General features: G+C 68.7%; 19 protein-coding genes and 1 tRNA gene. 13 read left to right on the plus strand and 7 right to left on the minus strand.

Going from position 1 to position 23,840, the window contains the following annotated elements:
* Positions 1 to 35 precede the first annotated feature (35 nt).
* The 11 genes from EBE87_RS07130 (at position 36) to msrP (ending at position 12,225) form a co-directional block, all read left to right on the plus strand.
* Entirely contained in the window at positions 36 to 1,808 is a 1,773-nt protein-coding gene (locus tag EBE87_RS07130; protein WP_120637595.1) for a fructose-specific PTS transporter subunit EIIC, read from the plus strand.
* A gap of 178 nt (positions 1,809 to 1,986) precedes the next feature.
* The gene (gene gyrA, locus EBE87_RS07135; RefSeq protein WP_120637618.1) at positions 1,987 to 4,680 is read left to right on the plus strand and encodes a DNA gyrase subunit A; all 2,694 of its coding nucleotides are present in this window, start codon (positions 1,987 to 1,989) and stop codon (positions 4,678 to 4,680) included.
* On the plus strand, positions 4,673 to 5,200 hold the full coding sequence (gene coaD / locus EBE87_RS07140) for a pantetheine-phosphate adenylyltransferase (RefSeq protein WP_120637596.1): 528 nt from the start codon (positions 4,673 to 4,675) through the stop codon (positions 5,198 to 5,200). The genes gyrA and coaD overlap by 8 nt, the downstream gene beginning before the upstream one ends.
* Before the next feature lie 58 nt (positions 5,201 to 5,258).
* On the plus strand, positions 5,259 to 5,783 hold the full coding sequence (locus EBE87_RS07145) for a peptidylprolyl isomerase (protein ID WP_456316268.1): 525 nt from the start codon (positions 5,259 to 5,261) through the stop codon (positions 5,781 to 5,783).
* A 74-nt stretch (positions 5,784 to 5,857) separates the two neighbouring features.
* Positions 5,858 to 5,930: transfer RNA gene (locus tag EBE87_RS07150), tRNA-Lys, on the plus strand.
* A gap of 96 nt (positions 5,931 to 6,026) precedes the next feature.
* Positions 6,027 to 7,466 carry a cytochrome ubiquinol oxidase subunit I gene (locus EBE87_RS07155; protein ID WP_120637598.1) on the plus strand — a complete coding sequence of 480 codons (1,440 nt, stop codon included), beginning with the start codon at positions 6,027 to 6,029 and terminating at the stop codon, positions 7,464 to 7,466.
* 14 nt (positions 7,467 to 7,480) lie between these two features.
* Complete coding sequence (cydB, locus tag EBE87_RS07160; RefSeq protein ID WP_120637599.1) at positions 7,481 to 8,545, plus strand: cytochrome d ubiquinol oxidase subunit II; 1,065 nt, start codon at positions 7,481 to 7,483, stop codon at positions 8,543 to 8,545.
* Positions 8,545 to 8,646: a DUF2474 family protein gene (locus tag EBE87_RS07165; RefSeq protein WP_120637600.1), complete on the plus strand. Its 102-nt coding sequence runs from the start codon at positions 8,545 to 8,547 to the stop codon at positions 8,644 to 8,646. The genes cydB and EBE87_RS07165 overlap by 1 nt, the downstream gene beginning before the upstream one ends.
* A gap of 44 nt (positions 8,647 to 8,690) precedes the next feature.
* Positions 8,691 to 9,776 carry a glycosyltransferase gene (locus tag EBE87_RS07170; RefSeq protein ID WP_120637601.1) on the plus strand — a complete coding sequence of 362 codons (1,086 nt, stop codon included), beginning with the start codon at positions 8,691 to 8,693 and terminating at the stop codon, positions 9,774 to 9,776.
* Complete coding sequence (locus EBE87_RS07175; protein ID WP_199707245.1) at positions 9,773 to 11,212, plus strand: glycosyltransferase family 39 protein; 1,440 nt, start codon at positions 9,773 to 9,775, stop codon at positions 11,210 to 11,212. Before EBE87_RS07170 ends, EBE87_RS07175 begins: the two co-directional genes overlap by 4 nt.
* A gap of 68 nt (positions 11,213 to 11,280) precedes the next feature.
* On the plus strand, positions 11,281 to 12,225 hold the full coding sequence (gene msrP / locus EBE87_RS07180) for a protein-methionine-sulfoxide reductase catalytic subunit MsrP (RefSeq protein WP_120637603.1): 945 nt from the start codon (positions 11,281 to 11,283) through the stop codon (positions 12,223 to 12,225).
* A gap of 21 nt (positions 12,226 to 12,246) precedes the next feature.
* Here msrP and EBE87_RS07185 read toward each other — a convergent pair whose 3' ends face one another.
* The 6 genes from EBE87_RS07185 to recG form a co-directional block, all read right to left on the minus strand.
* Entirely contained in the window at positions 12,247 to 12,693 is a 447-nt protein-coding gene (locus tag EBE87_RS07185; RefSeq protein WP_120637604.1) for an NUDIX hydrolase, read from the minus strand.
* The gene (locus tag EBE87_RS07190; protein ID WP_120637605.1) at positions 12,690 to 13,733 is read right to left on the minus strand and encodes a DUF4340 domain-containing protein; all 1,044 of its coding nucleotides are present in this window, start codon (positions 13,731 to 13,733) and stop codon (positions 12,690 to 12,692) included. The genes EBE87_RS07185 and EBE87_RS07190 overlap by 4 nt, the downstream gene beginning before the upstream one ends.
* A gap of 13 nt (positions 13,734 to 13,746) precedes the next feature.
* Entirely contained in the window at positions 13,747 to 15,699 is a 1,953-nt protein-coding gene (locus EBE87_RS07195) for a GldG family protein (protein WP_120637606.1), read from the minus strand.
* Positions 15,700 to 15,703: 4 nt separating this feature from the next.
* Positions 15,704 to 16,435: an ABC transporter permease gene (locus EBE87_RS07200; RefSeq protein ID WP_120637607.1), complete on the minus strand. Its 732-nt coding sequence runs from the start codon at positions 16,433 to 16,435 to the stop codon at positions 15,704 to 15,706.
* On the minus strand, positions 16,435 to 17,163 hold the full coding sequence (locus tag EBE87_RS07205) for an ABC transporter ATP-binding protein (RefSeq protein ID WP_120637608.1): 729 nt from the start codon (positions 17,161 to 17,163) through the stop codon (positions 16,435 to 16,437). The genes EBE87_RS07200 and EBE87_RS07205 overlap by 1 nt, the downstream gene beginning before the upstream one ends.
* 89 nt (positions 17,164 to 17,252) lie before the next feature.
* A complete protein-coding gene (recG, locus tag EBE87_RS07210) occupies positions 17,253 to 19,289 on the minus strand; it encodes an ATP-dependent DNA helicase RecG (RefSeq protein WP_456316267.1) in 2,037 nt (678 codons plus the stop codon).
* Between the two features lie 76 nt (positions 19,290 to 19,365).
* On the opposite strand from recG, the gene EBE87_RS07215 reads away from it, so the two are divergent.
* The gene (locus tag EBE87_RS07215; protein ID WP_120637610.1) at positions 19,366 to 19,680 is read left to right on the plus strand and encodes a succinate dehydrogenase assembly factor 2; all 315 of its coding nucleotides are present in this window, start codon (positions 19,366 to 19,368) and stop codon (positions 19,678 to 19,680) included.
* Complete coding sequence (mfd, locus tag EBE87_RS07220) at positions 19,677 to 23,138, plus strand: transcription-repair coupling factor (protein ID WP_120637611.1); 3,462 nt, start codon at positions 19,677 to 19,679, stop codon at positions 23,136 to 23,138. The genes EBE87_RS07215 and mfd overlap by 4 nt, the downstream gene beginning before the upstream one ends.
* Positions 23,139 to 23,145: 7 nt before the next feature.
* On the opposite strand, the gene EBE87_RS07225 is transcribed toward mfd, so the two are convergent.
* Entirely contained in the window at positions 23,146 to 23,832 is a 687-nt protein-coding gene (locus tag EBE87_RS07225; protein WP_408887700.1) for a DsbA family oxidoreductase, read from the minus strand.
* Positions 23,833 to 23,840: the final 8 nt, after the last annotated feature.

Here is a 23,840-nt window from a genome sequence, read left to right on the forward strand (position 1 = left end):
TGCCCGTTCCACGCCCCCCGCCATGGATCACGCCGATGTCCATTGAACTGTCGTCCGGCACGCCCCGGCTGCTTGGCGTCATCCGCTATCCTGGCAGCGCGGCTCTTGCCGCCATGGCGGCCGAGGCGCTGCGCGATGCAGCCCAGCGTGCCGGTTTCGCGCTAACCCTGAATACCGGCGATGGTCCCGCACCCGCCGGCGATGTGGACGCCGTGCTGCTTGTGGGCGAGGCCGCCGGAGGAGAGGAGCGGGACCAGCCAGTCACGACCGCCACGGTGATCGAGGCGATCCGTCACCCGGAGCAGGTGCTTCGCCGCGCCCTTTCGCTGCCGGAGCCGGCTGCCCCGCAGACGCCTGTGCCGGTACCTCCGGCGGCGGCACCTGAACAAGCGCCTGTGCCGCCGGTACCCTCCGCTGCCCCGGAGGGCAAGAAGCTGGTGGCCATCACGGCCTGCCCAACCGGCATCGCCCATACCTTCATGGCCGCGGCCGCGCTTGAGAAAGGCGCCGCCAAGCTGGGGCACACCATGCGGGTGGAAACCCAGGGCTCGGTAGGTGCCAAGAATGCCCTGACGCCCGAGGAGATCGCCACCGCCGATGCCGTAGTGATCGCGGCCGATACGGGGGTGGATACCTCACGCTTCGCCGGCAAGCGCCTCATCACCGCCGGCACGGGCGATGCCTTGAAGGACGCGCCCGGGCTGATCAACCGCGCCCTGGCCGCGGCGCCCATGGCGGGCGCGACGCAGGCTTCCGGTGCTCCGGCACCGGCCAAGGCCACCCAGGCGCCCGGTGTCTACAAGCACCTGATGACCGGCGTGTCCTACATGATCCCGCTGGTGACCGCCGGCGGGCTTTGCATCGCCTTGTCCTTCGCCTTCGGCATCGACGCCTTCAAGGTGCAGGGCAGCCTGCCGGCGGCGCTGTTCCAGATCGGGGCGCAATCGGCCCTGGCGCTGATGGTGCCGGTGCTGGCGGCCTTTATCGCCTTCTCCATTGCCGACCGTCCGGGGCTGGCGCCGGGCTTTGTCGGCGGTGCGCTGGCCAATGCTGTGGGCGCCGGCTTCCTCGGCGGCATCGCGGCGGGCTTCCTGGCCGGATACGTGGCGCGGTTCCTGCGCGACAGGCTGCCTTTCCCGGAAAGCCTGGAAGGGCTGAAGCCGGTGCTGGTCATCCCGCTGCTGGCCTCGCTGGTCACCGGCCTGCTGATGATCTACGTGCTCGGCACGCCCATCGCGGCGGTCCTGGCCTGGTTGACGCAGTTCCTGCAGGGCATGGGCACCTCCAATGCCGTGCTCCTGGGCCTGCTGCTGGGGGCCATGATGGCGGCCGATATGGGCGGGCCGATCAACAAGGCGGCCTATGCCTTCGGGGTGGGCCTGCTGGGCTCGGATACCTTCGCACCCATGGCGGCCATCATGGCGGCCGGCATGACGCCGCCGCTGGGAATCGCCCTGGCCACCGTCATTGCCCGCAACCGCTTCAGCCAGGAGGAGCGGGATGCCGGCAAGGCCGCCGCCATCCTGGGCGCCGCCTTCATCACAGAGGGGGCGATTCCTTTCGCGGCCAAGGACCCGGTGCGGGTGATCCCCGCGCTGGTGGCGGGGTCCGCCCTGGCCGGGGGGCTGTCGATGTGGCTGGGCTGCACGCTGCGGGCGCCGCATGGGGGCATTTTCGTGGTCGGCATCCCGGGGGCGGTGGGCAATCCGCTGGGCTATCTGGTGGCCATCGTGGCCGGCGCGGTGCTCACGGGCGTGGTGCTGGCGGTGCTCAAGCGCGGCTCCCCGGTGGCGGAGGCGCAGGCCTGAGCCCGGATTTGGCTCCGGGCAGCGGCCATAGTATAAAGCAGGCCGATTCCGGGGGGAGGCCGGGAGGGGTTCCGTCCCTTCCGGCCTCCGTACCCGCTGCCAATAGGAAGACTAAGTGAGCGACAGCGACAACGGCTCCGTCCCGCCGGAAGACAGCATCCCGTCGCCCGAAGGCCAGATGCCGATCGCGATCGAGGAGGAGATGCGCAGCTCCTACCTCGCTTACGCGATGAGCGTGATCGTCTCCCGCGCGTTGCCGGATGCGCGGGACGGGCTGAAGCCGGTGCACCGGCGCATCCTGTTCTCGATGAACGAGAACGGCTTCACCAACGACAAGCCCTACAAGAAATCGGCCCGCGTCGTCGGCGACGTGATGGGTAAGTATCACCCGCACGGCGACAGCGCGATCTATGACGCCATGGTCCGCATGGCGCAGACCTTCTCGCTGCGCGTGCCGCTGATCGACGGCCAGGGCAATTTCGGCTCCATGGACGGCGACCCGCCGGCGGCCATGCGCTACACCGAGGCGCGCCTCGCCAAGTCCGCGACGGCCCTGCTGGAGGGGATCGACGAGGATACGATCGACTTCCAGCCGAACTACGACGAAAGCGCGGAAGAGCCGCGCGTGCTGCCGGCTGCCTTCCCCAACCTGCTGGTGAATGGCGCCAACGGCATCGCCGTCGGCATGGCGACGAATATTCCGCCGCACAACCCGAACGAAGTCATCGACGCGACGCTGAAGCTGATCGCGGAGCCGGATACCTCGCTGGATGATCTGATGAAGATCATCCCCGGCCCGGACTTCCCGACCGGCGCGCTGATCATCGGCCGCAGCGGCATCCGCTCCGCCTTTGAGACGGGGCGTGGCTCCATCGTGCTGCGCGCCCGCGCCGAGGTGGAGGAGATGCGCGGCGGCCGCAGCTGCATCGCGATCTCCGAGATCCCGTATCAGGTCAACAAGTCCTCGCTGATCGAGCGCATCGCCGACCTCGTGCGCACCAAGCAGCTTGAAGGCATCAGCGACCTGCGGGACGAGAGCGACCGCTCCGGCCTGCGCATCGTGATCGAGCTGAAGAAGGACGCGACGCCGGAGGTGGTGCTGAACCACCTCTACCGTTACACGCAGCTTCAGACCTCCGTCGCCGTCAACATGCTGGCGCTGGACGAGGGCCGCCCGGTGCAGATGGGGCTGATCCATGCGCTGAAGGCCTTCATCAAGTTCCGCGAGGAAGTGATCCTGCGCCGCTCCCGCTTCCGGCTGGGCAAGGCGCGGGACCGTGGGCACCTGCTGATCGGCCTTTCCATCGCCGTCGCCAATATTGACGAGGTGATCAAGCTGATCCGCGAAAGCAGCGATGCTGCCGCCGCACGGGCCGCGCTGATGGCGCGGGACTGGCCGGCGGGCGACATCGCGCCGCTGCTCGCGCTGGTGGATGACGCCGGCAATCAGGTGGTCAATGAGACGGTGCGCCTGACGGAAGCCCAGGCACGCGGTATCCTGGAACTGCGCCTGCACCGCCTGACCGGGCTGGAGCAGGAGAAGATCACCGCCGAGCTGGATGAGGTCGCCGGCCGTATCCGGGAGCTGCTGGAGATTCTGTCCTCGCATCCGCGCCGCATGGAGCTGATGAGCGAGGAGCTGATCGCGGTGCGCGGCCAGATCGCTTCCTCCCGCCTTTCCGAGATCGTGGACGGCATTGCCGACCAGGATGACGAGAGCCTGGTGGAGCCCGGCCTGATGGTCGTGACCCTGACGCGCGATGGCTACGTGAAGCGCACGCCGCTGGACGTGTTTCGCGCCCAGAACCGGGGCGGGCGCGGCCGCAGCGCGGCGGGGACGCGGCAGGACGACGTGGTGGTGCGCTCCTTCAACGCGCATACCCACCAGTGGGTGCTGTTCTTCACCAGCCGCGGCATCGCGTTTCGGGAGAAGGTGTGGAAGCTGCCGGAGGCCGGCCCCACCGCGCGTGGCCGCTCTCTGCGCCAGTTGCTGCAGTTGCAGGAGAAGGAAGGCGTCACCGCCGTGCTGCCGCTGCCGCAGGATGAAAGCCTGTGGGAGAACCTGCACCTCGTCTTCGCCACGGCGCAGGGCAATGTGCGCCGCAACCGGCTCTCCGACTTCAAGAATGTCCGCTCCTCGGGCCTCATCGCCATGAAGCTGGATGAGGGCGACAGCCTGATCGGCGTCTCGACCTGCCGCGAGGGTGACGACGTGCTGCTGGCGACCCGCCAGGGCCGCGCCATCCGCTTCATGGCCGATGTGGAAACGCTGCGTGTCTTCGCCGGACGTGACTCCACTGGCGTGCGCGGCATCAAGCTGGGGCAGGGGGATGAGGTGATCGCCCTCTCCGTTCTGCGCCATGTCGAGGCAACGCCGGATGAACGTGCCGCTTACCTGAAGCTGGCGGCTCAGAAGCGCCGCAACGGCTCCGAGGAAGCGGAGGCTGGCGCCGAGATCGAGGAAGAGACCGAGGCTTCCAGCGACATCGCCCTGCCGGCCGAAAGGGCGGCGGAGATGGAGGATGCCGAGGAAATCTTGCTGACGGTCACGGATGGCGGCTTCGGCAAGCGCAGCTCGGCCTATGAGTACCGGGTCTCTGGCCGCGGCGGGCAGGGCATCGCCAATATCACCCTGACGCAGCGTACCGGCCGCGAGGTGGTGACCACCTTCCCGGTGCGCAGCGGCGATGACGTGATGCTGGTGACCGACAACGGCCGCCTGATCCGCATGCCGGTGGACCAGGTCCGCATCACCGGCCGTTCCTCCATGGGCGTCACGCTGCTGCGGTTGAACGATGGTGAGCGGGTGACCTCCTGCTTCACCGTGGTGGAGGAGCAGGGCGTGGACGAGGCAGACAGCACCGATGCCTGAGCCGCGCCCGCGCCTGAGAGCCGGGGTCTACCCCGGCACCTTCGACCCGGTGACGAATGGGCATCTCGACATCATCCACCGGGCCGCGCGTATCCTGGACCGGCTGGTGATCGGCGTGGCCAAGAACATCGGCAAAGGCCCGCTCTTTCCTTTGGAGGAGCGGGTGGAGCTGGTGCGCGCCGAGGCCGAGATCATCGCGGCGCAGACCGGCACCATCATCGAGGTCGTGCCTTTCGAGAGCCTGCTGGTCTCCTTCGCCCATGAGGTTGACGCGCAGGTGATCGTCCGCGGGCTGCGCGCCGTGACCGATTTCGACTACGAGTTCCAGATGGCGGGCATGAACCGCCGGCTGGACCCGGAAGTTGAATTGCTCTTCCTGATGGCCAGTGAAGGCAACCATTTCATCTCCTCCCGTTTCGTGAAGGAGATCGCGCGGTTGGGAGGTGATATTTCCACCTTCGTGCCGCGCCTCACGTTGCAACGCACGCTGGAGCGTGTGCAGCAACACCCAGGAGAATGAAACGCGCATGCAGCGACGCACTCTTCTCGCCAGCACCATCGCCGCCACGGGGATCATGATGACCGATACCAACGACGCCGCCGCCCAGGGCGCGGTCGACAAGGAAAACACGCTCTATCTCGACCTGAAGGATGGCCGCGTCACCATCCAGCTGCTGCCCGAGCTGGCGCCGAAGCATGTGGAGCGGATCAAGACTCTGGTGCGCCAGGGCTTCTATGACGGCACGCCCTTCCACCGGGTGATCGAGGGCTTCATGGCCCAGGGCGGCGACCCGACCGGCACCGGCACCGGCGGCAGCCAGCTGCCCGACCTTCCCGCCGAGTTCAGCCCGCCGGCCAAGGCCCGCTACCTGCGCGGCACCTGCGGCATGGCCCGCACCATGAACCCGAACTCGGCCAACAGCCAGTTCTTCATCATGTTCGCCCCGGCGCCGAGCCTGGACGGCCAGTACACCATCTGGGGCCGCGTGACCTCCGGCATGGACGTGGTGGACAAGATCAAGCGCGGCCAGGGCAGCAGCGGCATGGTGCCGGCCCCCGCCGATAAGCTGATCAAGGCGCAGATCGCCGCCGACGCCGGCTGAGGCTTTTCTGAAGCCTCCGGCTTGACAGAAGGCCGGTGCGAGGGTTTCTCCCGCGCATCGGCCTTCTTCATTCTGTGCCCGTAGCTCAGCCGGTAGAGCACGTGACTTTTAATCATGGGGTCGTGGGTTCGAGTCCCACCGGGCACATTTCCTTGCGCTGGCGGCATGCCGCCGCAACGCTCCCATCTCGCTTCCATTATCATCGCAACCCGCCAGTGATGGCGTGCTCGGTGGAGGTTTGCGATGGGTTGGGACTGGCTACCCTCGGCGCTTGACCTGGCGCGGTTTCAGTTCGCCTTCACCGTTTCGTTCCACTTCCTGTTTCCCGCCTTCACCATTGGACTGGCCAGCTTCCTGGCGGTGCTGGAAGGGCTCTGGCTCTATACCGGGCGGTCGCATTACCTCGACCTCTTCCGCTACTGGCTGAAGGTCTTCGCCATCGCCTTCGCGATGGGCGTGGTGTCCGGCGTCGTGATGTCCTACCAGTTTGGCACCAACTGGGCGCGCTTCTCTGACCAGGTGGGCAATATCCTGGGCCCTGTGATGGCCTATGAGGTCCTGACCGCCTTCTTCCTGGAAGCCGGCTTCCTCGGCATCATGCTGTTCGGGCTGGAGAGGGTCGGGAAGAAGCTGCATTTCCTGGCGACCCTGCTTGTGGCCGTGGGCACGCTCTTCTCCTCCTTCTGGATACTGTCCGCCAATTCCTGGATGCAGACGCCGGCCGGCTACAGCATCGCCGCCGATGGGCGCTTCATGCCAGCCGACTGGTGGGCCATCATCTTTAACCCGTCTTTCCCCTACCGCCTGGCCCATACCGTGACCGCCGCCTACCTCACCACGGCCTTTATCGTCGGCGGCGTGGCGGCCTTCCACCTGCTGCGGGATGAGCGGAACCCGCGCACCCGCATCATGTTCTCCATGGCCATGTGGATGGCGGCCATCGTCGCGCCGATCCAGATCGTGATCGGCGACTTCCATGGCCTGAACACGCTGAAGTACCAGCCGCAGAAGGTCGCGGCCATGGAAGGGCATTGGGAACGGCAGCGCGGCGCGCCGCTGATCGTGCTGGGCCAGCCCGACATGGCGACGGAGGAGACGCGGGTCCTTTTCGAGATCCCACACCTCTCCGCCCTGATCCTGACCCACGAATGGAATGGCGAGACACCGGGGCTGAAGGACGTGCCGGCCGACCAGCGCCCAACCAACGTGCCGCTGGTCTTCTGGTCCTTCCGCATCATGGTGGCCATAGGCACGCTGATGGCGCTGCTGGGCGTGGTCTCGCTCTGGCTGCGCTGGCGCGGGCGCCTCTACACCGCGCCGCTCTTTCATCGCGCGGCCGTGGCCATGGGGCCGGCGGGGCTGATCGCCGTCATCGCCGGCTGGATCACGACCGAAGCCGGGCGCCAGCCCTTCACCGTCTATAACCTGCTGCGCACGGCCGACAGCGTCTCTCCACTCCAGGCGCCGGCGGTGGGGGCCTCTCTGCTGGGTTTCATCCTGGTCTATTTCATCGTCTTCGGCGCCGGCGTGCTCTACCTCTTCAAGCTGTTCTCCCATTCGCCGCATGACGCGGAGCGTGGGCCGAAGGATGCCGAGCCTATCCGCACCGCCGGCATCACCCCGGGCCCGCCGCAGCTGCAACACCACGACGCCGATCCGCGCCCGCAACAGCAGCGCTCTTGAGGAAGGCCAGGACGATGGAAGAATCCCTGCCGCTCATCTGGGCCGTGATCATCGCCACGGCGGTGTTCCTCTACGTCTGCATGGATGGCTTCGACCTCGGCCTTGGCATCCTCTTTCCCTGGTTCCAGGAGAAGGAGGAGCGGGATGTCATGGTGAATTCCGTGGCGCCGGTATGGGATGGCAACGAGACCTGGCTGGTGATGGGGGGAGGCGGGCTCTTCGCCGTCTTCCCGCTGGCCTATGCCACCATTCTCCCCGCGCTCTACATGCCGCTGATCCTGATGCTGCTGGCGCTGATCTTCCGTGGCGTCTCGTTCGAGATGCGCTTCAAGGCGGAAACGGCGTGGGGGCAGACCTGGTGGGACCGTGCCTTCAGCTGGGGCAGCTACCTCGCCACCTTCTGCCAGGGCATCGCCCTGGGTGCCCTGGTGCAGGGCATCAGGGTGGAGAACCGCAGCTACGCCGGGGGTTGGTGGGACTGGCTGACGCCCTTCTCGCTGCTGACCGGGCTGGCGCTGGTCATCGGCTATGGCCTGCTGGGCGCCTGCTGGCTGATCTGGCGCAGCGAGGGCGATATCGCCGCCAAGGCACGGCGCGTGGCGCGTGTGCTGGGCTTCGCGACCCTGGGCTGCATCGCGCTGGTCAGCATGATCATGCCCCTCCTGCAGCCGGCCTTCTATGAGCGCTGGTTCTCCATGCCGTGGATGCTGCGCGCCGCCCCGGTGCCGCTGCTGGTGCTGCTGCTGGCCTGGCTGTTCTTCCGAGCCCTACCGGCGACGGCCGCGCGGGAGGCTTCGGCCCCCCATGACCCGACCGGCCGCAGCTTCCGCTGGCGGGACGGCGTGCCCTTCCTCTGCGTGCTCGGCTGGTTCTTTCTGTCCTATACCGGGCTGGGCATCAGCCTCTGGCCCAATATCGTGCCGCCGGACATCAGCATCTGGGACGCGGCAGCTTCTCCCAGCTCCCTGCTCTTCCTGCTGGTCGGTGCTTCGATCCTGATCCCGATCATCCTGTGCTACACCGGCTATACCTACTGGCTCTTCCGCGGGAAGGTGCGGATCGGCGAGGGCTACCACTGATGCTGCGCCGCCTGGGCTGGTTCTTCGTGCTCTGGCTGGCGGGCGTGGCGACTGTCGGCCTGGTGGCCAGCCTGATCCGCCTGGTCATGCGCATGCCTTAGGTGGCTGGCGGCGCAGCCGCAGGAAGGGTAAGCACGGCGGCAACATGCCGCCTCTGCTCACCATCGTCGTGCCCTGTTTCAACGAGGCCGAGAACGTCATCCCTATGGCCCAGCGGCTTGAAGCCGCGCTGCAGGGCATCGCATGGGAAGTCATCTTCGTCGATGACGACAGCCCGGACGGCACCGCCGCCATCGCACGCCGGCTGGCGGAGCAGGATGAACGCGTGCGCTGCATCCGCCGCATCGGCCGCCGGGGGCTCGCTTCCGCTTGCATCGAAGGCATGATGGCCTCCTCCGCGCCCTATGTCGCGGTGATCGACGGCGACCTTCAGCACGATGAGACCATCCTGCCGAGAATGCTGGAGGCGCTGCGCTCCGGCCGCGCCGATGTCGCCATCGGCAGCCGCCATGTGCCGGGCGGGGAGGCGGCGGAAGGCTTCTCCCCCCTGCGGCGGCGGATCAGCGAGGGCGGCACCGCCTTGGCCCGCGCCATGCTGCCGGTGCGGGTGGAAGACCCCATGAGCGGCTACTTCATGCTGCCGCGCCCGATCTTTGAGGAACTGGCGCCCCGCCTAACCGGGCGCGGCTTCAAGATCCTGGTGGATATCCTGCTCTCCGCCGGCCGCAAGCTGCGGGTGGAGGAGGTGCCCTATACCTTCCGCCCCCGCGTGGCCGGCGATTCCAAGCTGGATACCGCTGTGCTGCTGGAATTCCTGGCCCTGCTGCTGGACAAGGCGCTGGGCGGCCTGCTGCCGCTGCGCTTCATGTCCTTCGCGCTGGTGGGGGGCTTCGGCATCCTGGTGCATCTGGCGGTGCTGGGCGTGGCCATCCGCTTCATGCCCTTCGTCAATGCCCAGTGGGTGGCGACCTTCGTGGCCATGACCGCCAATTTCTGGCTGAATAACCGCATCACCTACCGTGACGTGAGGCTGCGCGGCCCTAAGCTCTGGCGCGGGCTGATTCTCTTCTACGTCGTCTGCGGGCTTGGTGCGGCGGCCAATGTGGGCGTCGCCGACCTGCTGCTGCGGGATGAACTGGCGGCATGGCGGTGGGCCGGCGCGGCCGGTGCCCTGCTGACCGGCGTCTGGAACTACGCGGTTTCGGCGACGCTGGTGTGGCGCGCACGATGAGGAACCCCTGGGTGGTGGCGCTGCTGGCGCTGACCGCCTTGCGGCTGGCGGCGGCGGTGCTGCTGCCGGTTTCGCCGGATGAGGCCTATTACTGGGTCTGGGGCCGGGCTCTGGCGCCCAGCTACTACGACCATCCGCCCATGGTGGCGCTCTGGACCGCTGCCGGCACGGCGCTGGCGGGCGATACCGGCCTGGGCATCCGCCTGCTGGGGCCGCTGGGCGTGGCGGCAGCCTCCATCCTGCTGGCACGGGCGACGGAGGCGCTGTTTCCTGGCCGCTCCGCCGGCCCCTGGGCCGCGGCACTGCTGAACGCGACGCTGCTCTTCTCCGCCGGTGCCGTTCTGGTGACGCCGGATACGCCGCTGCTGGTCTTCTGGTGCGCCGCGCTCTGGGCCGTCGCGGAGCTTTACCGCAGTGGAGACGGGCGTTGGTGGCTGGTCTTCGGCCTGCTGGCCGGGCTGGCGCTGCTGTCGAAATACACCGCGCTGCTGCTCGGCTTCGGGGTTATCCTGTGGCTGGCGGCGGAACCGACGATGCGGCGCTGGCTGCTGCGCTGGCAACTCTGGGCTGGTGGCGCCATCGCGCTGCTCTGCTTTGCGCCGGTCATCTGGTGGAATTCCCAGCATGCCTGGGTCAGCTTCGCCAAGCAGGGCGGGCGCGCCGGCAGCACGAGCACCGGCTCCAGCCTGCGCTACCTTGGCGAGCTGATCGGCGGTCAGGCAGCCCTGGCAACGCCCTTGATCTTCCTGTTCTGTATTGTTGGCACAGCCCTGGCCTGCCGCGCGTGGCTGCGGCAGCGCGATGCCGCCGCCGGGCTGCTGGTCTGCGTCACGGTGCCTTCGGCGCTGCTCTTCTTGTGGCAGGCCACCGGCAGCCGCGTGCAGGGCAACTGGCCCGCCATTCTCTATCCTTCCGCCTGCATCGCCGCGGCGGCCTTTCTGGGCCCCGGCTGGCGGCGCTGGAAGCAGGCCGGCATCGCCTTCGGCGCCGTGGTGACCGTGGCCGTACTGGTTCAGGCGGCATTCTCGCCCATCCCGCTGCCCCGGCGGAACGACCCGACCCTGGCCCGCCTTGGCGGCTGGCCAGCCCTGGCCGCCAGTGTCGAGCAGGCCCGGCGCGCCCAGGGCGCCCAGTTCGTCGCCGCCGAGGAATACGGCTTGGCCAGTGAACTGGCGCTGCACCTGCCGCCCGGCACGCCCGTGGTGGCCCTGGGGGACCGCTGGGACCTGTTCGACCTGCCGGCGCCGCGCGCTGGCCAGACTGGCTTGCTGATCCGTAGCGGGCGCCGAAGCGGCCCGCCGCTCTGGCCCGATGCCCAGCCTGCGGGCGAGGTGGTGCGGGCGAGGGATGGCATCGAGGCCGAGCGCTACCGGCTGCATGCCGTGCGGGTGGAGGGAAGCGAGCCGCCTCTCGCGGTCCTGCCGTCGCGTCGCTGAACGTAACGCACCCTGGCGCTACCACCGTGCTGTCCTACATGCTGGAAGGTAGGCCAGGGAGCATGGCAATGCCTGTTCATATTCGTCGCGGATGGGAACTTCCCGAATCCGCTGCCACGCCCGAGCACCTCGTGCTGGGCCGCCGCAAGGCCGCGTTAGGCCTTGGCACCATCCTGGCCGCGGGGGCGCTGGGGCGCTCTGCCCTGGCGCAGGATGCCGCCGGCATGGCGGCGATGCGCAACCCGCGCTTCGAGCCCGCCCGCGCCCTGACGCCGGAAAAGGACGCCACCAACTACAACAACTATTACGAATTCGGTGTCAGCAAGAACATCGCCTCCGCCGCCCAGCGCATGCCGCAAAGCCCCTGGAGCATCAAGCTCGACGGCATGGTGGAGAAGGAGCAGGAGATCGGCCTGGACGATCTGCTGAAGCGCATCAGCTTGGAGGAGCGGGTGCTGCGGCACCGCTGCGTCGAGGCCTGGGCCATGACGGTGCCCTGGACCGGCTTTCCGGTGTCCCAGTTGCTCAAGATGGCCGCGCCGCTTTCCAGCGCCAAATACGTCGTCTTCGAAACGGCGGCGGACCGCTCCGTCATGCCGGGCCTGCGGCAGAGCTGGTATCCCTGGCCTTACAAGGAAGGCTGCACCATCGCCGAGGCAGGCAACGAACTGTGCTTCATGGCCGTGGGCCTCTACGGCAAGCCGGTGCCGCCGCAGAACGGCGGCCCGATGCGGGTGCTCTTTCCCTGGAAATACGGCTTCAAGTCGGCCAAGGCGATCACGCGCATCACCTTCACCGACAAACGGCCGGTCAGCTTCTGGGAGAAGTTGCAGAACACCGAATACGGCTTCTGGGCCAACGTGAACCCCGAGGTGCCGCACCCGCGCTGGAGCCAGGCGCGGGAGCGGTTGCTCGGCAGCGGGGAGCAGGTGCCCACCAAGCTGTTCAACGGCTATGGCGAGTTCGTCTCCTCCCTCTACACCGATATCAAAGGCGAGAACCTCTACCTCTGAAAGCAGGTGGGTCTTTCGCTTTCAGCCCCGGCGCTGCTCATCCAGGCGGCGCCGGCCTTCCGCGATCACCCGCAGCGCCTCAGACCAGAGCCCCAGCCCTGGTAACTCGGCAGGGGAGAACCAGCGCGCTTCCGTCACGTCGTCGCCCGCCACGGGTTCGCCCGAGATCCACTCACCCGCGAAGTCGATGATGGTGTAGTGGAAGCGGGTGCGCCCCGCCGCGTCGCTGTCCAGCGCATCCACCACCCCGGCCAGGACCAGCGGGCCGACCTCGATGCCGGCTTCCTCCCGCAGCTCGCGCCGGGCGGTGTCCTCCGCTGGCTCGCCCAGCGCCTGGGCGCCGCCGGGCACGGACCATTCACCCATGCGCGGGGGCTTGCCCCGGCGCACCAGCAGGACATCCTCGCCCCGGAAGGCGACGAGGCCGATGCCGATCCAGGGGCGGTCGGGATATTCGCGGCTGCTCATCTCGCCGGCGCCGCCGGCGTGGCGGCGGGCGCGGGCGCCTCGGCTTTCTGCATGTCCTGCAGCCGTGGCAGCAGTGCCTTGGCCTTCCATTCCGCCACCCTGTAGGCCCAGCCGCGCCAGCGGGCATTCAGCCGCGCCGCCTCGTCGTCCCCGGCGGCGGCGAGGCGAATCCAGATGGTCTCGCCATCCTGGTGGCCGGAGGCGGTGATCGTCAGGTTGTCCGTCAGCGTGAAGCGCGTCTCGCCAAGCGGCTGGCCCGGTGCGGCGGCCTCCTTGCGCACTTCCGTCAGTGTCAGGAACTCGAAGGCCCGGCCGACCTCATCGACATTGCCCTCCTCCAGCGGCGGTGTCTGCGCCGGGGTGGTCACGGTCAGGACGCCGTCGGGCCCTTCGCCGCGCGTCAGCACCAGCGGCGGCTCGCCCAGGCGGGTAGCCTCCACCTTCAGCACGCGTTCCCGCGCGATATTGGCGAGGTCGCGATCGATCCAGAGCTGTGGGTCGGCATCGAGTGGCAGGCGGCCTTCCGCCAGCCAGGCCTGGGTTTCGGCCGGGCGGCGGACATAGACGCTTTCCGGCACGCCGCCCTGCGTGCGCATGCGGCGGCGGCCCACCACCAGTTCCGCGATTGGGTCTCCCTTGCCGTCCAGCACCCGCAGCAGGGCGGCGCTGCCATTGGCGGCGGCGGGGTCTTCCAGGCCCAGCCGGTCCAGCATGGCGGCATCATTGGTGCGGCGCTCGGTCAGGCGCAGCTCCGTCAGGCCCACCAGCAATTCGCGCACCTTCTCAGGCCGCACCGGGTAGTCCTGCATGTCCGGCAGCACCCAGGATTCCGCATCGCGCTTTGCGACAGCAACGGACTTGCCGCCCTGGCGCACTTCGATGCGCGCGGCGCCCGTCAGCCGGCCGGCGAGGTTCTGGAACATAAGCGGAGCGCTGCTGCTCTCGGGCGGCGTGCCGGGGCCCCGGGGGCCGAGCACGATGGCAGCGGCGGCGGCCACCACGGCGGTGCCGCCGAGCAGGAGCAGGGGACGACGTTTCATGGGTGGTCCTCCCTCACGCCCGCGCCGCGCTGCGGCGGCGCAGCCGGACCAGCGCGAGACCGATGGCGAAGAGCGTCAACAAGGCCGGCACCAGCGCGATGTTCAGGATGCGCAGCGTCGTCTCCAGCCGCTCGATATCGCGGCGCAGTTCCAACTGCACATTGCGAAGCTGGCTGCGCGTGGAAACGATCTCGGCCCGCGCACGGTCAATCTCGGCCCGCTGCTCCGGCGTGATGACGGCGTTCTGCGCCTGATTACGGTCGCCAGTGCCGGGCGTGCCCTGGCGCAGCTCGCGCAGCCGGCGCTCCGTGGCTTCCAGGCGCTGCGTCAGGGTCTGCTCGGTCTGGCGGTAGCGGGCCTCCGCGTTGCGGCGGATATCGTCCACCACGCCGAAGGGCCGCAGGGATTCGCCGCGCGAACGCAGCCCGATCAGCGCATCGCCACCCGCCAGGGTATCGGCAAGGTTGGAGATCAGCGCGCCATTGTCGCTAAACGGCGTGGCGACCTGCTGGCCGAAGAAATCCTGGGTACGCACCCAGAAACGGTCTTCCAACAGGTCGCTGTCATTGGCGACGACAAGATTGGCCGGGCCATCGCTGCGCGCCCGGTGGGCGGGGAAGTCGGCGGGACGGGCGGCGCCCTCAGGCGGCGCGGGCGGGCCGTCGGGGAAGGCGGTGTCCAGGATGCCGCGCGCGCGGGCCATCAGCACATGCCGCTGCCCGCCGGCCTTGAAGCCGGCCAGGATCTGCGACGGGTTCGGGTTCTCCTTGACGGCCTTGGCGTCGATCAGCATCGCATCGGGGCCGCTGGTCAGCAGCGGCGTCATCTCGATGCCAGCGCCCTGCTTCTTCAGCACCTCGCCGGCCGAGGCGAAGGTGACCTGCTGCAGGTCCGCCGTCGCCACGTCGGAATGGTTGAGCGAATCCCCGGTGACATTGAACCAGGCGAGGTAATCCACCGCCTGCACCCGGTCGGTCGGCGCCGCGCGCACCCGCCAGGCGCCGCGCAGGTCCAGCACGACCTTGTCCGTCGGCGTCTCGATGCCCCAGGCATTCAGCAGGCGGTCGAGGTTGGAGGAGGTATTGGAGGGCGGCTGGCCATTGGGGCCGGGGCGGCTGCCCTGGCCCTCGCTATGCGGGTCGGTCAGCACGAAGAGCTTGCCGCCGCGCATCACGAACTGGTCGATGGCGTAGAGGGTGGCGTCGGAAAGCCCCTGCGGCTGCGCCACCATCAGCACCTGGATGTCCGGGTCGATCACCTGGGCGTCGCTGGCCACGTCCTTCACCGTGAAGAACTGGCGCAACTGGTTGGCCACCGCATAGGGCTGCCCGCCGCCGGGCAGGCGCATCATCATGGCGCGCGGGTCGCCGTTCAGCGGCAGGGCGGAGAGCATGCCCATGACCGGCCGCTTCGGGCTGGAAAGGTCATAGACCAGTCGCGTCAGGTCGTATTCCAGGAAGCGCTCACGGTCCGGCTGGATGAAGGGCAGCACCCGCTCGTCATCCAGCAGGTTGGTGCCGGCCAGGCCGAAATAGACCTGCTCCCCGGACTGGTCGATCGGCACGCCCTGGATGCCATAGGCGAGGGCGCGGTCCTCGGTTTCGCTGAAGGGTTCCGGGTCCAGGTATTCCAGCTTCACCTTGCCGTCGGACAGGGCGGCGTATTCCTCCAGCATCTCCCGCACGCGGTCGGCATAGGCGCCATAGACCGGCACCTGGCTGCCCAGGCTGCGCGTGTAGAAAAGCCGCAGGGTGATGGGGTCCTTCAACCCCGCCAGAACCTGCTTCGTGCCTTCCGAGAGGGTGTAGAGGCGCTGTTCCGTCAGATCGAGCCGGGCATTCGGCAGCAGCCGTTCCGCCAGCACATTGACGCTGACGGCCAGGACGGCGGCGGCCGCCAGCCCTCCGGCCGAGGTCAGCAGGCGGCGGGAGCCGGGGCGGGCGGCGGTATGGGTGGTCGCACTCATGGCCTCAATCCGCCTTGCGATGGTCGACGATCACGGCATTGGCGAAGAGCCAGAAGCCGATGAAGCTGGCGAAGAACACCAGATCCGGCACCGAGACGATGCCGCGCGAGAAGCCGCCCAGCCGGTCGTTGATGGAAAGGCCGCGCGCGATCTCCGCCAGCACCGGCATGCGGACGGACAGGAACTCCGTCACCACCGGGCTGCCGGCGGCGGTGAAGAGGAAGCAGATGGCGACGGTGAGAACGAAGGCGATGACCTGGTTCTTCGTCAGGGCCGAGATCGCCGCACCCACTGCCAGGAAGGCGCCGGCCACCAGCAGGCAGCCCACATAGCCGGCGGCGATGACGCCGTTGTCCGGCTTGCCGAGGTAGTTGACCGTGATCACCAGCGGAAAGGTCAGCAGCAGCGCGATGGCGCAGAAGGCCCAGGCCGCCAGGAACTTGCCCAGCACGGCCTGCCACTGCGCCAGCGGCAGGGTCAGCAGCAATTCGATGGTGCCGAGGCGCCGTTCCTCCGCCCAGAGGCGCATGGTGATGGCCGGCACCAGGAACAGGAAGAGCCAGGGCACGAAGCCGAAGAAGGGCGAGAGATCCGCCGTACCGCGCGCGAAGAAATTGCCGAGCGTGAAGGTCAGCGCGCCGGACATCACCAGGAAGATGACGATGAAGACATAGGCGACGGGCGTGGCGAAATAGCCCGCCAGCTCGCGCCGGGCGACGGTGAGGGTAGCGCCCATCACGCCTTCTCCTTCGGCATGGTCAGGTCGCGGAAGACGGCATCGAGCGAGGGGCCGCGATGCGCCAGTTCCGCCGGCGTCGCATCGGCCAGCACGGTGCCGCGCGCAATGATGATGGCGCGGGTGCAGATGGCTGAGACTTCCTCCAGCAGATGCGTCGAGATGATGATGGCCTTCTCCGGCGCCATCTGCTTGATCAGCCTGCGGACCTCGTGCTTCTGGTTGGGGTCGAGGCCATCCGTGGGTTCATCCAGCACCAGCACTGGCGGATCGTGCAGCAGCGACTGCGCCAGGCCGACGCGGCGTTTGAAGCCCTTGGACAGTGTCTCGATGGGCTGGAGGCGGACACCTTCCAGCGTCGTCAGCCCCATGGCATGGGCCACGCGGTCGCGCATCTCGCTGCCGCGATAGCCGCGCAGGCGCGCGGTGAAGGCCAGGAAAGCTTCCACCGTCATCTCGGGATAGGTGGGCGCGCCTTCCGGCAGGTATCCCAGGTGGCGCTTGGCGGCGACCGGGTTGTCCACCACATCCTCGCCGCAGATGCGGGCGGTGCCGCTGCTGGGGGTCACGAAGCCGGCCAGCATCTTCATCGTGGTGGATTTGCCGGCGCCATTGGGGCCGAGGAAGCCCAATACCTCGCCCTTGGCGACCCGGAAGGATACGTCGTCCACGGCCGTGAAGGCGCCGAAGCGTTTGCTGAGGCGGTCGATCTCGATCAAGTCAGGCAAGCCGCGAAACCCCTGCACAGAAAAAAGGCGCCCGGCGGGTTTATACCGGGGCAGGGCCTTTGCAACCCCCAGGCTGGTATCGAAGCGTCTCAGCCGGCGGCGAGCGGCGCCAGGGTCAGGTCATGGCCGAAGATCTGCAGCAGCAATCTCGCCGCCTGCCCGCGCGGCGAGGACAGGCCCGGGTCCTTCTGCAGCAGCAGCTCGGCATCCTTGTGCGCCATCTTGATCAGCCCGCCATGGCGCTGCGGGTCCACCAGCCGCCGGCCGATATGCCCGGCCTGCCGCACCCCCAGCGCATCGCCGCCGCCGCGATATTCCAGGTCCGCATCGGCGATGACGAAGCCGTCCTCGGTGTCCCGCAACACCGCCAGGCGGCGCTGCTCGGATTCGTTGAGTTCGGCGGAAGGCAGCAGCAGGCAGAAGGATTGTGCCGAGCCGCGCCCGACGCGCCCGCGCAACTGGTGCAGGGCGGCCAGGCCGAAGCGCTCGGCCTGCTCGATGATCATGATGGTGGCCTCGGGCACATCGACGCCGACCTCCACCACCGTGGTGGCCACCAGAAGCTGGGCGCGGCCGGCGGCGAAGTCCTGCAACGCGGCTTCCCGCACATCGAGCTTCTGGGCGCCATGGGCCAGCCGCACCTTGTCGCCGAAGATGGCGGCGAGTTCGGTGAAGGTGGTCTCGGCCGCGACATTGTCGTGGCGCTCGCCTTCCTCCACGGCACGCACGACCCAGTAGGCCCGGTGGCCCTGGGCGAAGGCGGCGCGCAGCCGGGCCGTGAGTTCTTCCCGCCGGTCGCGGCTGATGATGCGGGTAACGATGGGCTGCCGCCCGGCCGGGCGGCTGGCGAGGCGGCTGGTGGCCATCTCGCCCCACTGGGTCAGCAGCAGGGTGCGCGGGATGGGCGTGGCCGTCATCACCAGCACGTCGGTGGTGCCTTTCTCCGTCAGCGCCAGCCGCTGGGAGACGCCGAAGCGGTGCTGCTCGTCCACCACCACGAGGCCGAGGTCCTGGAAGACCACGCCTTCCTCGATCAGCGCATGGGTGCCGACCACAAGCGGGATCGAGCCATCCGCCAGCCCGGCCAGCACCCGCTTGCGCTCCTTGCCCTTCACCGATCCCGCCAGCAGCACGCATTCCACGCCCGCCGCGCCCGCCAGCTTCTGGAAGGTGCGCAGGTGCTGGCGGGCCAGCAACTCGGTGGGCGCCATCAGGGCCGCCTGGGTGCCGGCCTCCACGGCACGCAGCATGGCCAGCAACGCCACCAGGGTCTTGCCGGCGCCGACATCGCCCTGCAGCAACCGCAGCATGCGGGTGGGAGCGGCGAGGTCCGCGTCGATCTCCGCCAGGGCGCTGACCTGCGCCGGGGTGGGCGGGAAGCCGAAGGCGGCCAGGGCTGCCTGCCGCAGATGGCCATCCCCCACCAGGCGGCGGCCCGGGCGGCGCATCACTGTCCGCCGCACCAAGCCGATGGCGATCTGCCCCGCCAGCAGTTCGTCATAGGCCAGGCGGTCGCGCGGGGTGTCCTCGGGAGGTTCGCTGGGGGCCTGGAGCAGGCACAGGGCCTCGTCGAAGCTGGGCCAGCGGCGGCGGTCCATCAAGGCGCCGCCATGCCATTCCGGCAGCACGGGCAGGCTGCCCAGTGCCGCCGTCATGCCCTTGGCGACATCCTTCTGGCCCAGCCCTTTCACCAGCGGCCAGACCGGCTGCACCCCGGGGATGACATCGGGCGGGCTGATGTAGTCCGGCGCGTCCATCTGCCAGCGGTCCCGGAACAGCTTCATCTTGCCCGAGACGCGCCGCTCGGCGCCCTCCGGGAAGTGCCGCTCCAGCCAGGCACCCAGCCAGCGCTGCCGGCCGAAATAGATCAGGTCCAGCGCGCCCGCAGGGGATTCGCATTGCACCACCCAGGGCTGGGACGGCCCACGCGGGGGGCAGACGCGATGCGCGCGCACGGGGAGGGTGGCGACCTCGCCCTCGCGCGGGTTAGAATTGCGCCTGTCCTGATAGCGTTCCGGTAAATGGAACAGCAGGTCGATCACGCGCCCGCCTTCCACCGCCTGGGCGAGGCGCTTCACCTTTTCCTCGGGCAGCGGCAGGCTGGACAGCGGCGCGAAAAGCGCCATGTTCTGATCTTGTTCCGCCGCTTGGGCTGACACGATTCCCATCGCCCTCTATATGCCAGCCTCAAGAGGCGCCGACATGTCCGAACCAGATAATTCCTCCACCGAACTTTCCCCACGCCGCAGGCGGCTGTTCTTCCGCGCGCATCACCGCGGCACCAAGGAGGCCGACCTGATGATCGGCACCTTCGTGGCCAACAACATCGCCGCCTTCACCGAGGCGGAACTGGATGAACTGGAAGGCGTTCTGGACCTGTTGGATGTGGACCTGACCGAATGGCTCACCGGCCGCAGCCCCATTCCTGCGGAGGTCATGACGCCTATGCTGGCGCGAATGAAGGAAGAATGCTCCCGCCCCGGGGCTGGCGTGCCTGAGGCCGCGCGCCGCGCATGACGGCGCTGATCGTCCACGGCGCGCCGGAAGGCTTCGACGCCCTGTTGCTGGCCCGCCGCCGGGCGGAGGTGAAGGGCCATGTGCTGCACGTCTGCCGCGACGATGCCCGCATGGCCCGGATGCAGGAGGGGCTGGAATTCTTCGCCCCCGGCGTCGAGGTGCTGCGCTTCCCCGCCTGGGACAGCCTGCCTTACGACCGCGTTTCCCCGAACGGCGAGCTGGTGGCCGAGCGTGTCGCCACCCTGACGCGCCTGCTGGAACCGGGCAGCCGCCCGCGCATCGTGCTGACCACGGTGAATGCCCTGGTGCAGCGGGTGCCGCCGGCCGAGACCTTCGAAAACGCCACGCTGCACCTGAAGAAGGGCGGGCGGATCGGGCCCGAGAAGCTGGCAGGCTTCCTGGAAGCCAATGGCTATGGTCGCGCCGCCACGGTGATGGAGCCGGGCGAGTATTCCGTGCGCGGCGGCATCGTGGACCTCTACCCGGCCGGGGAGCCGGAGCCGGTGCGGCTCGATCTCTTCGGCGACGAGATCGAGAGCCTGCGCCGCTTCTCGCCCGAAACCCAGCGCAGCGGGCAGGAGATCAAGGAACTCTGGCTGCGCCCGGTGGGCGAGGTCGTCCTCGACGACGCCTCCATCGCGCGCTTCCGCAGCGGCTATCGCGACCTCTTCGGCCCGGCGGCGGGGGATGACCCGCTCTACGTTTCCATCTCCGCCGGCCGGCGCCACCCGGGCATGGAGAATTGGGCCGGGCTATTCCACGAGCAGATGGCGACGCTGCTCGACTACATCCCCGGCGCTTCCGTCAGCCTCGACCATCAGGCCGAGGATGCGCTGGAAGCCCGGCTGGAGATGATCGAGGACCACTACCAGGCCCGCAAAGGCCCCGGGCGGGACGGAGAGGTGCCTTACCGCCCGGTGCCGCCGGGCCGGCTCTACCTCGACCGGCGTGGCTGGGATGCCATGCTCTCCGGCGGGCCGCTGCTGCGCTTCGACCCTTTCCCCAAGGCGGATGGTGCCGAGGGTGTCGAGGCGGGCGGCCACCCCGGACGGCTTTATGCCGAGATCCGCACCTCCGGCGAGAATGTCTTCGCGGCTTATCGGGAACAAGCGGAATCCCAGACCAAGTCGGGCCTGCGCCCGGTGCTGGCGGCCTGGACCAAAGGCTCGCGGGAGCGGCTGGCCAATCTGCTGCGCGAGAACAAGGTACCCGCCCAGGCGGTGGACGACTGGGCCGCCGCCCGCAAGCTGCCGGCCGGCGTGGTGGCGCTGGCGGTCTATGGCGTGGAGCGCGGCTTCATCGGCCCGGCGGGCGAACCCGCGCTGGCGATTGCCCTGACCGGCGAGCAGGATCTGCTGGGCGAGCGCATCGCCCGCCCGCCGCGCCGCCGCAAGCGCGCTGACCAGTTCATCGCCGATGCCACCGAGATCGCGGAAGGCGATCTGGTGGTGCACCAGGACCATGGCATCGGGCGCTACGACGGGCTTTCCGCCATCGAGGTTTCCGGCGCGCCACATGACTGCCTGCGGCTGATCTACGATGGCGGGGACAAGCTGTTCCTGCCGGTCGAGAATATCGAGCTGCTCTCCCGCTTCGGCAGCGACAGTGCCGGCGTGGCACTGGACAAGCTGGGCGGGGCCTCCTGGCAGAACCGCAAGGCCAAGGCCAAGCAGCGTATCGCCGACATGGCCGGCCAGTTGATCCGCGTGGCGGCCGAGCGGCAGATGAAGGAAGCGCCGCTGGCCACGCCGCCGGAAGGTGCCTGGGACGAATTCTGCGCCCGCTTCCCCTTCGCCGAGACGGACGACCAGTTGCGCGCCATCGGCGACGTGCTGGAAGACCTCGCCTCCGGCCGTCCGATGGACCGCTTGATCTGCGGCGATGTCGGCTTCGGCAAGACCGAGGTGGCGCTGCGCGCCGCCTTCGTGGTCGCCATGACGGGCGCGCAGGTGGCGGTGGTGGTGCCGACCACGCTGCTGTCCCGCCAGCACTTCCGCACCTTCTCCGCCCGCTTCGCGGGGCTGCCGATCAAGGTGGCGCAGCTTTCGCGCATGGTGACGGCCAAGGAAGCGCAGCAGGTGAAGGCGGGGCTGGCGGATGGCTCCATCAACATCGTTGTCGGCACCCATGCGCTGCTGGCCAAGGGCATCGAATTCGCCGACCTCGGCATGGTGATCGTGGACGAGGAGCAGCATTTCGGCGTCTCCCACAAGGAGCGCCTGAAGTCGCTGAAGGCCGATGTCCATGTGCTGACGCTGACGGCGACCCCCATTCCGCGCACCCTGCAACTGGCCCTGACCGGCGTGCGCGAGATGAGCGTGATCGCCACCCCGCCGGTGGACCGGCTGGCGGTGCGCACCTTCATCATGCCCTTCGATGCCGTGGTGGCGCGCGAGGCGATCCAGCGCGAGCGCTTCCGTGGCGGCCAGATCTTCTGCGTGGTGCCGCGGCTGGAGGACCTGCCGAAGATGGCCTCCCGCCTGGCCGAGATCGTGCCGGAGGCGCGGACGGTGCAGGCCCATGGCCGCCTCTCACCCACCGAGCTGGAGCGGGTGATGACCGAGTTCGGCGACGGCAAATACGACATCCTGCTGGCGACCAATATCGTCGAGAGCGGGCTGGACATGCCGGCGGTGAATACGCTGATCATCTATCGCGCCGATATGTTTGGCCTCGCGCAGCTCTACCAGCTTCGCGGGCGCGTCGGGCGCGGCAAGCAGCGTGGCTATGCCTATCTCACCTGGCCAGCCACCCAGCGCCTGTCCATCGCGGCCGAGAAGCGGCTGGCGGTGATGCAGACGCTAGACAACCTGGGCGCCGGCTTCACCCTGGCCAGCCATGACCTGGACATCCGCGGTGCCGGCAACCTGCTGGGCGACGAGCAGTCCGGCCATGTGCGCGAGGTGGGCATCGAGCTGTACCAGCAGATGCTGGAGGACGCCGTCGCCAACCTGAAGGCCGGGCAGGGCCGGCGTGGCGAGGCCGAGGATCGTGACTGGACGCCGCAGATCAATCTCGGCCTGCCGGTGCTGATCCCCGAAAGCTACGTGGCCGACCTGCCGGTGCGGCTCGGCCTGTACCGCCGCATCGGCGCCCTGGCGGGTGAGGCGGAGGTGGAAGCCATGGCGGCCGAACTGACCGACCGCTTCGGCCCCTTGCCGCCGGAGGTCGAGAACCTGCTGCAGGTGGTGCTGATCAAGCACCATTGCCGCCAGGCCGGGGTGGAGAAGCTGGATGCCGGGCCCAAGGGCATCGTGGTCACCTTCCGCCGCAACAATTTCTCCAACCCCGCCGGGCTGGTGAACTGGGTGACGGCGCAGAAGGGGCTGGTGAAGCTGCGGCCGGACCACAAGCTGGCCATGGTGCGGGAAATGGACCTGCCGACGCGGGTGCGGGCGGCGAAGGACATGCTGGCCTCGCTGGCCAAGGTGGCGCTGCAAGTGAAGAAGGCGGCCTGAGCCGCCTTCAGAACTCCGCCGCTTCGGCCAGGGCCACATCCATCAGCCGTTCCAGCACCTCGGGCTCCTGGGCGCCGGCGATGGCGTGGCCGCCGCTGTCACCATGGCGGCCGGACATGACGAAGCAGGGCACGCCATTGATGCCCAGGCGGTGCGCCCGCAGGTTCTCCGCATGCACCGCATCCGCTTCCAGGCCGCTGGTCAGGAAGCGCCAAGCGGGCTCGCGTTCCAGGCCCGCCAGCACCGCCAGCCGAACCAGGACCGAGGGGTCGCCGATATCGTGCCCCTGGGTGAAATGCGCCTCGAACAGCAGGTCCACCACCGTATCGGCTGCGCCATGCTGGGCGGCGTAGCGGACAAGCCGGTGCGCATCCACGGAAGGCGGCACCCGGCGCATCAGGTCGAAGCGGAAGACGATGCCTTCGGCCTTGCCCAGTTCTGTCATGGTGTTGTGCAGGCGGCGGGCCCGTTCCTCGCCCCCGAATTTCCGCAGCATATAGTCCTGCCGCTGCATGCCGGCCGGCCCGGCATCGGGGTTCAGCAGAAAGGGGCGCCAGCGCAGCTCGGCATGGATGTCGGGCCGGCGGCGCAGGGCGCGGCGCAGGCGGCGGATGCCGAGGAAGCACCAGGGGCAGACGAGGTCGAAGACGACCTCGATCTCAAGCTGCCCGGCGGGGGGAGAGAGCAGGTTCACGCCCGCCA

Origin of the sequence: Teichococcus wenyumeiae (assembly GCF_003696345.1) — a bacterium.
GTDB classification, from domain to species: Bacteria; Pseudomonadota; Alphaproteobacteria; order Acetobacterales; family Acetobacteraceae; genus Pseudoroseomonas; species Pseudoroseomonas wenyumeiae.

Coding starts and splice junctions, on each gene's coding strand:
- EBE87_RS07155 (WP_120637598.1), top strand. CDS start 6,027: ATGGGTTGGGACTGGCTACCCTCGGCGCTTGACCTGGCGCGGTTTCAG.
- EBE87_RS07165 (WP_120637600.1), top strand. CDS start 8,545: ATGCTGCGCCGCCTGGGCTGGTTCTTCGTGCTCTGGCTGGCGGGCGTG.
- EBE87_RS07175 (WP_199707245.1), top strand. CDS start 9,773: ATGAGGAACCCCTGGGTGGTGGCGCTGCTGGCGCTGACCGCCTTGCGG.
- EBE87_RS07185 (WP_120637604.1), bottom strand. CDS start 12,693: ATGAGCAGCCGCGAATATCCCGACCGCCCCTGGATCGGCATCGGCCTC.
- cydB (WP_120637599.1), top strand. CDS start 7,481: ATGGAAGAATCCCTGCCGCTCATCTGGGCCGTGATCATCGCCACGGCG.
- EBE87_RS07215 (WP_120637610.1), top strand. CDS start 19,366: ATGTCCGAACCAGATAATTCCTCCACCGAACTTTCCCCACGCCGCAGG.
- EBE87_RS07190 (WP_120637605.1), bottom strand. CDS start 13,733: ATGAAACGTCGTCCCCTGCTCCTGCTCGGCGGCACCGCCGTGGTGGCC.
- EBE87_RS07200 (WP_120637607.1), bottom strand. CDS start 16,435: ATGGGCGCTACCCTCACCGTCGCCCGGCGCGAGCTGGCGGGCTATTTC.
- msrP (WP_120637603.1), top strand. CDS start 11,281: ATGCCTGTTCATATTCGTCGCGGATGGGAACTTCCCGAATCCGCTGCC.
- EBE87_RS07170 (WP_120637601.1), top strand. CDS start 8,691: ATGCCGCCTCTGCTCACCATCGTCGTGCCCTGTTTCAACGAGGCCGAG.
- gyrA (WP_120637618.1), top strand. CDS start 1,987: ATGCCGATCGCGATCGAGGAGGAGATGCGCAGCTCCTACCTCGCTTAC.
- EBE87_RS07195 (WP_120637606.1), bottom strand. CDS start 15,699: ATGAGTGCGACCACCCATACCGCCGCCCGCCCCGGCTCCCGCCGCCTG.
- EBE87_RS07130 (WP_120637595.1), top strand. CDS start 36: ATGTCCATTGAACTGTCGTCCGGCACGCCCCGGCTGCTTGGCGTCATC.
- mfd (WP_120637611.1), top strand. CDS start 19,677: ATGACGGCGCTGATCGTCCACGGCGCGCCGGAAGGCTTCGACGCCCTG.
- coaD (WP_120637596.1), top strand. CDS start 4,673: ATGCCTGAGCCGCGCCCGCGCCTGAGAGCCGGGGTCTACCCCGGCACC.
- recG (WP_456316267.1), bottom strand. CDS start 19,289: ATGGCGCTTTTCGCGCCGCTGTCCAGCCTGCCGCTGCCCGAGGAAAAG.
- EBE87_RS07145 (WP_456316268.1), top strand. CDS start 5,259: ATGACCGATACCAACGACGCCGCCGCCCAGGGCGCGGTCGACAAGGAA.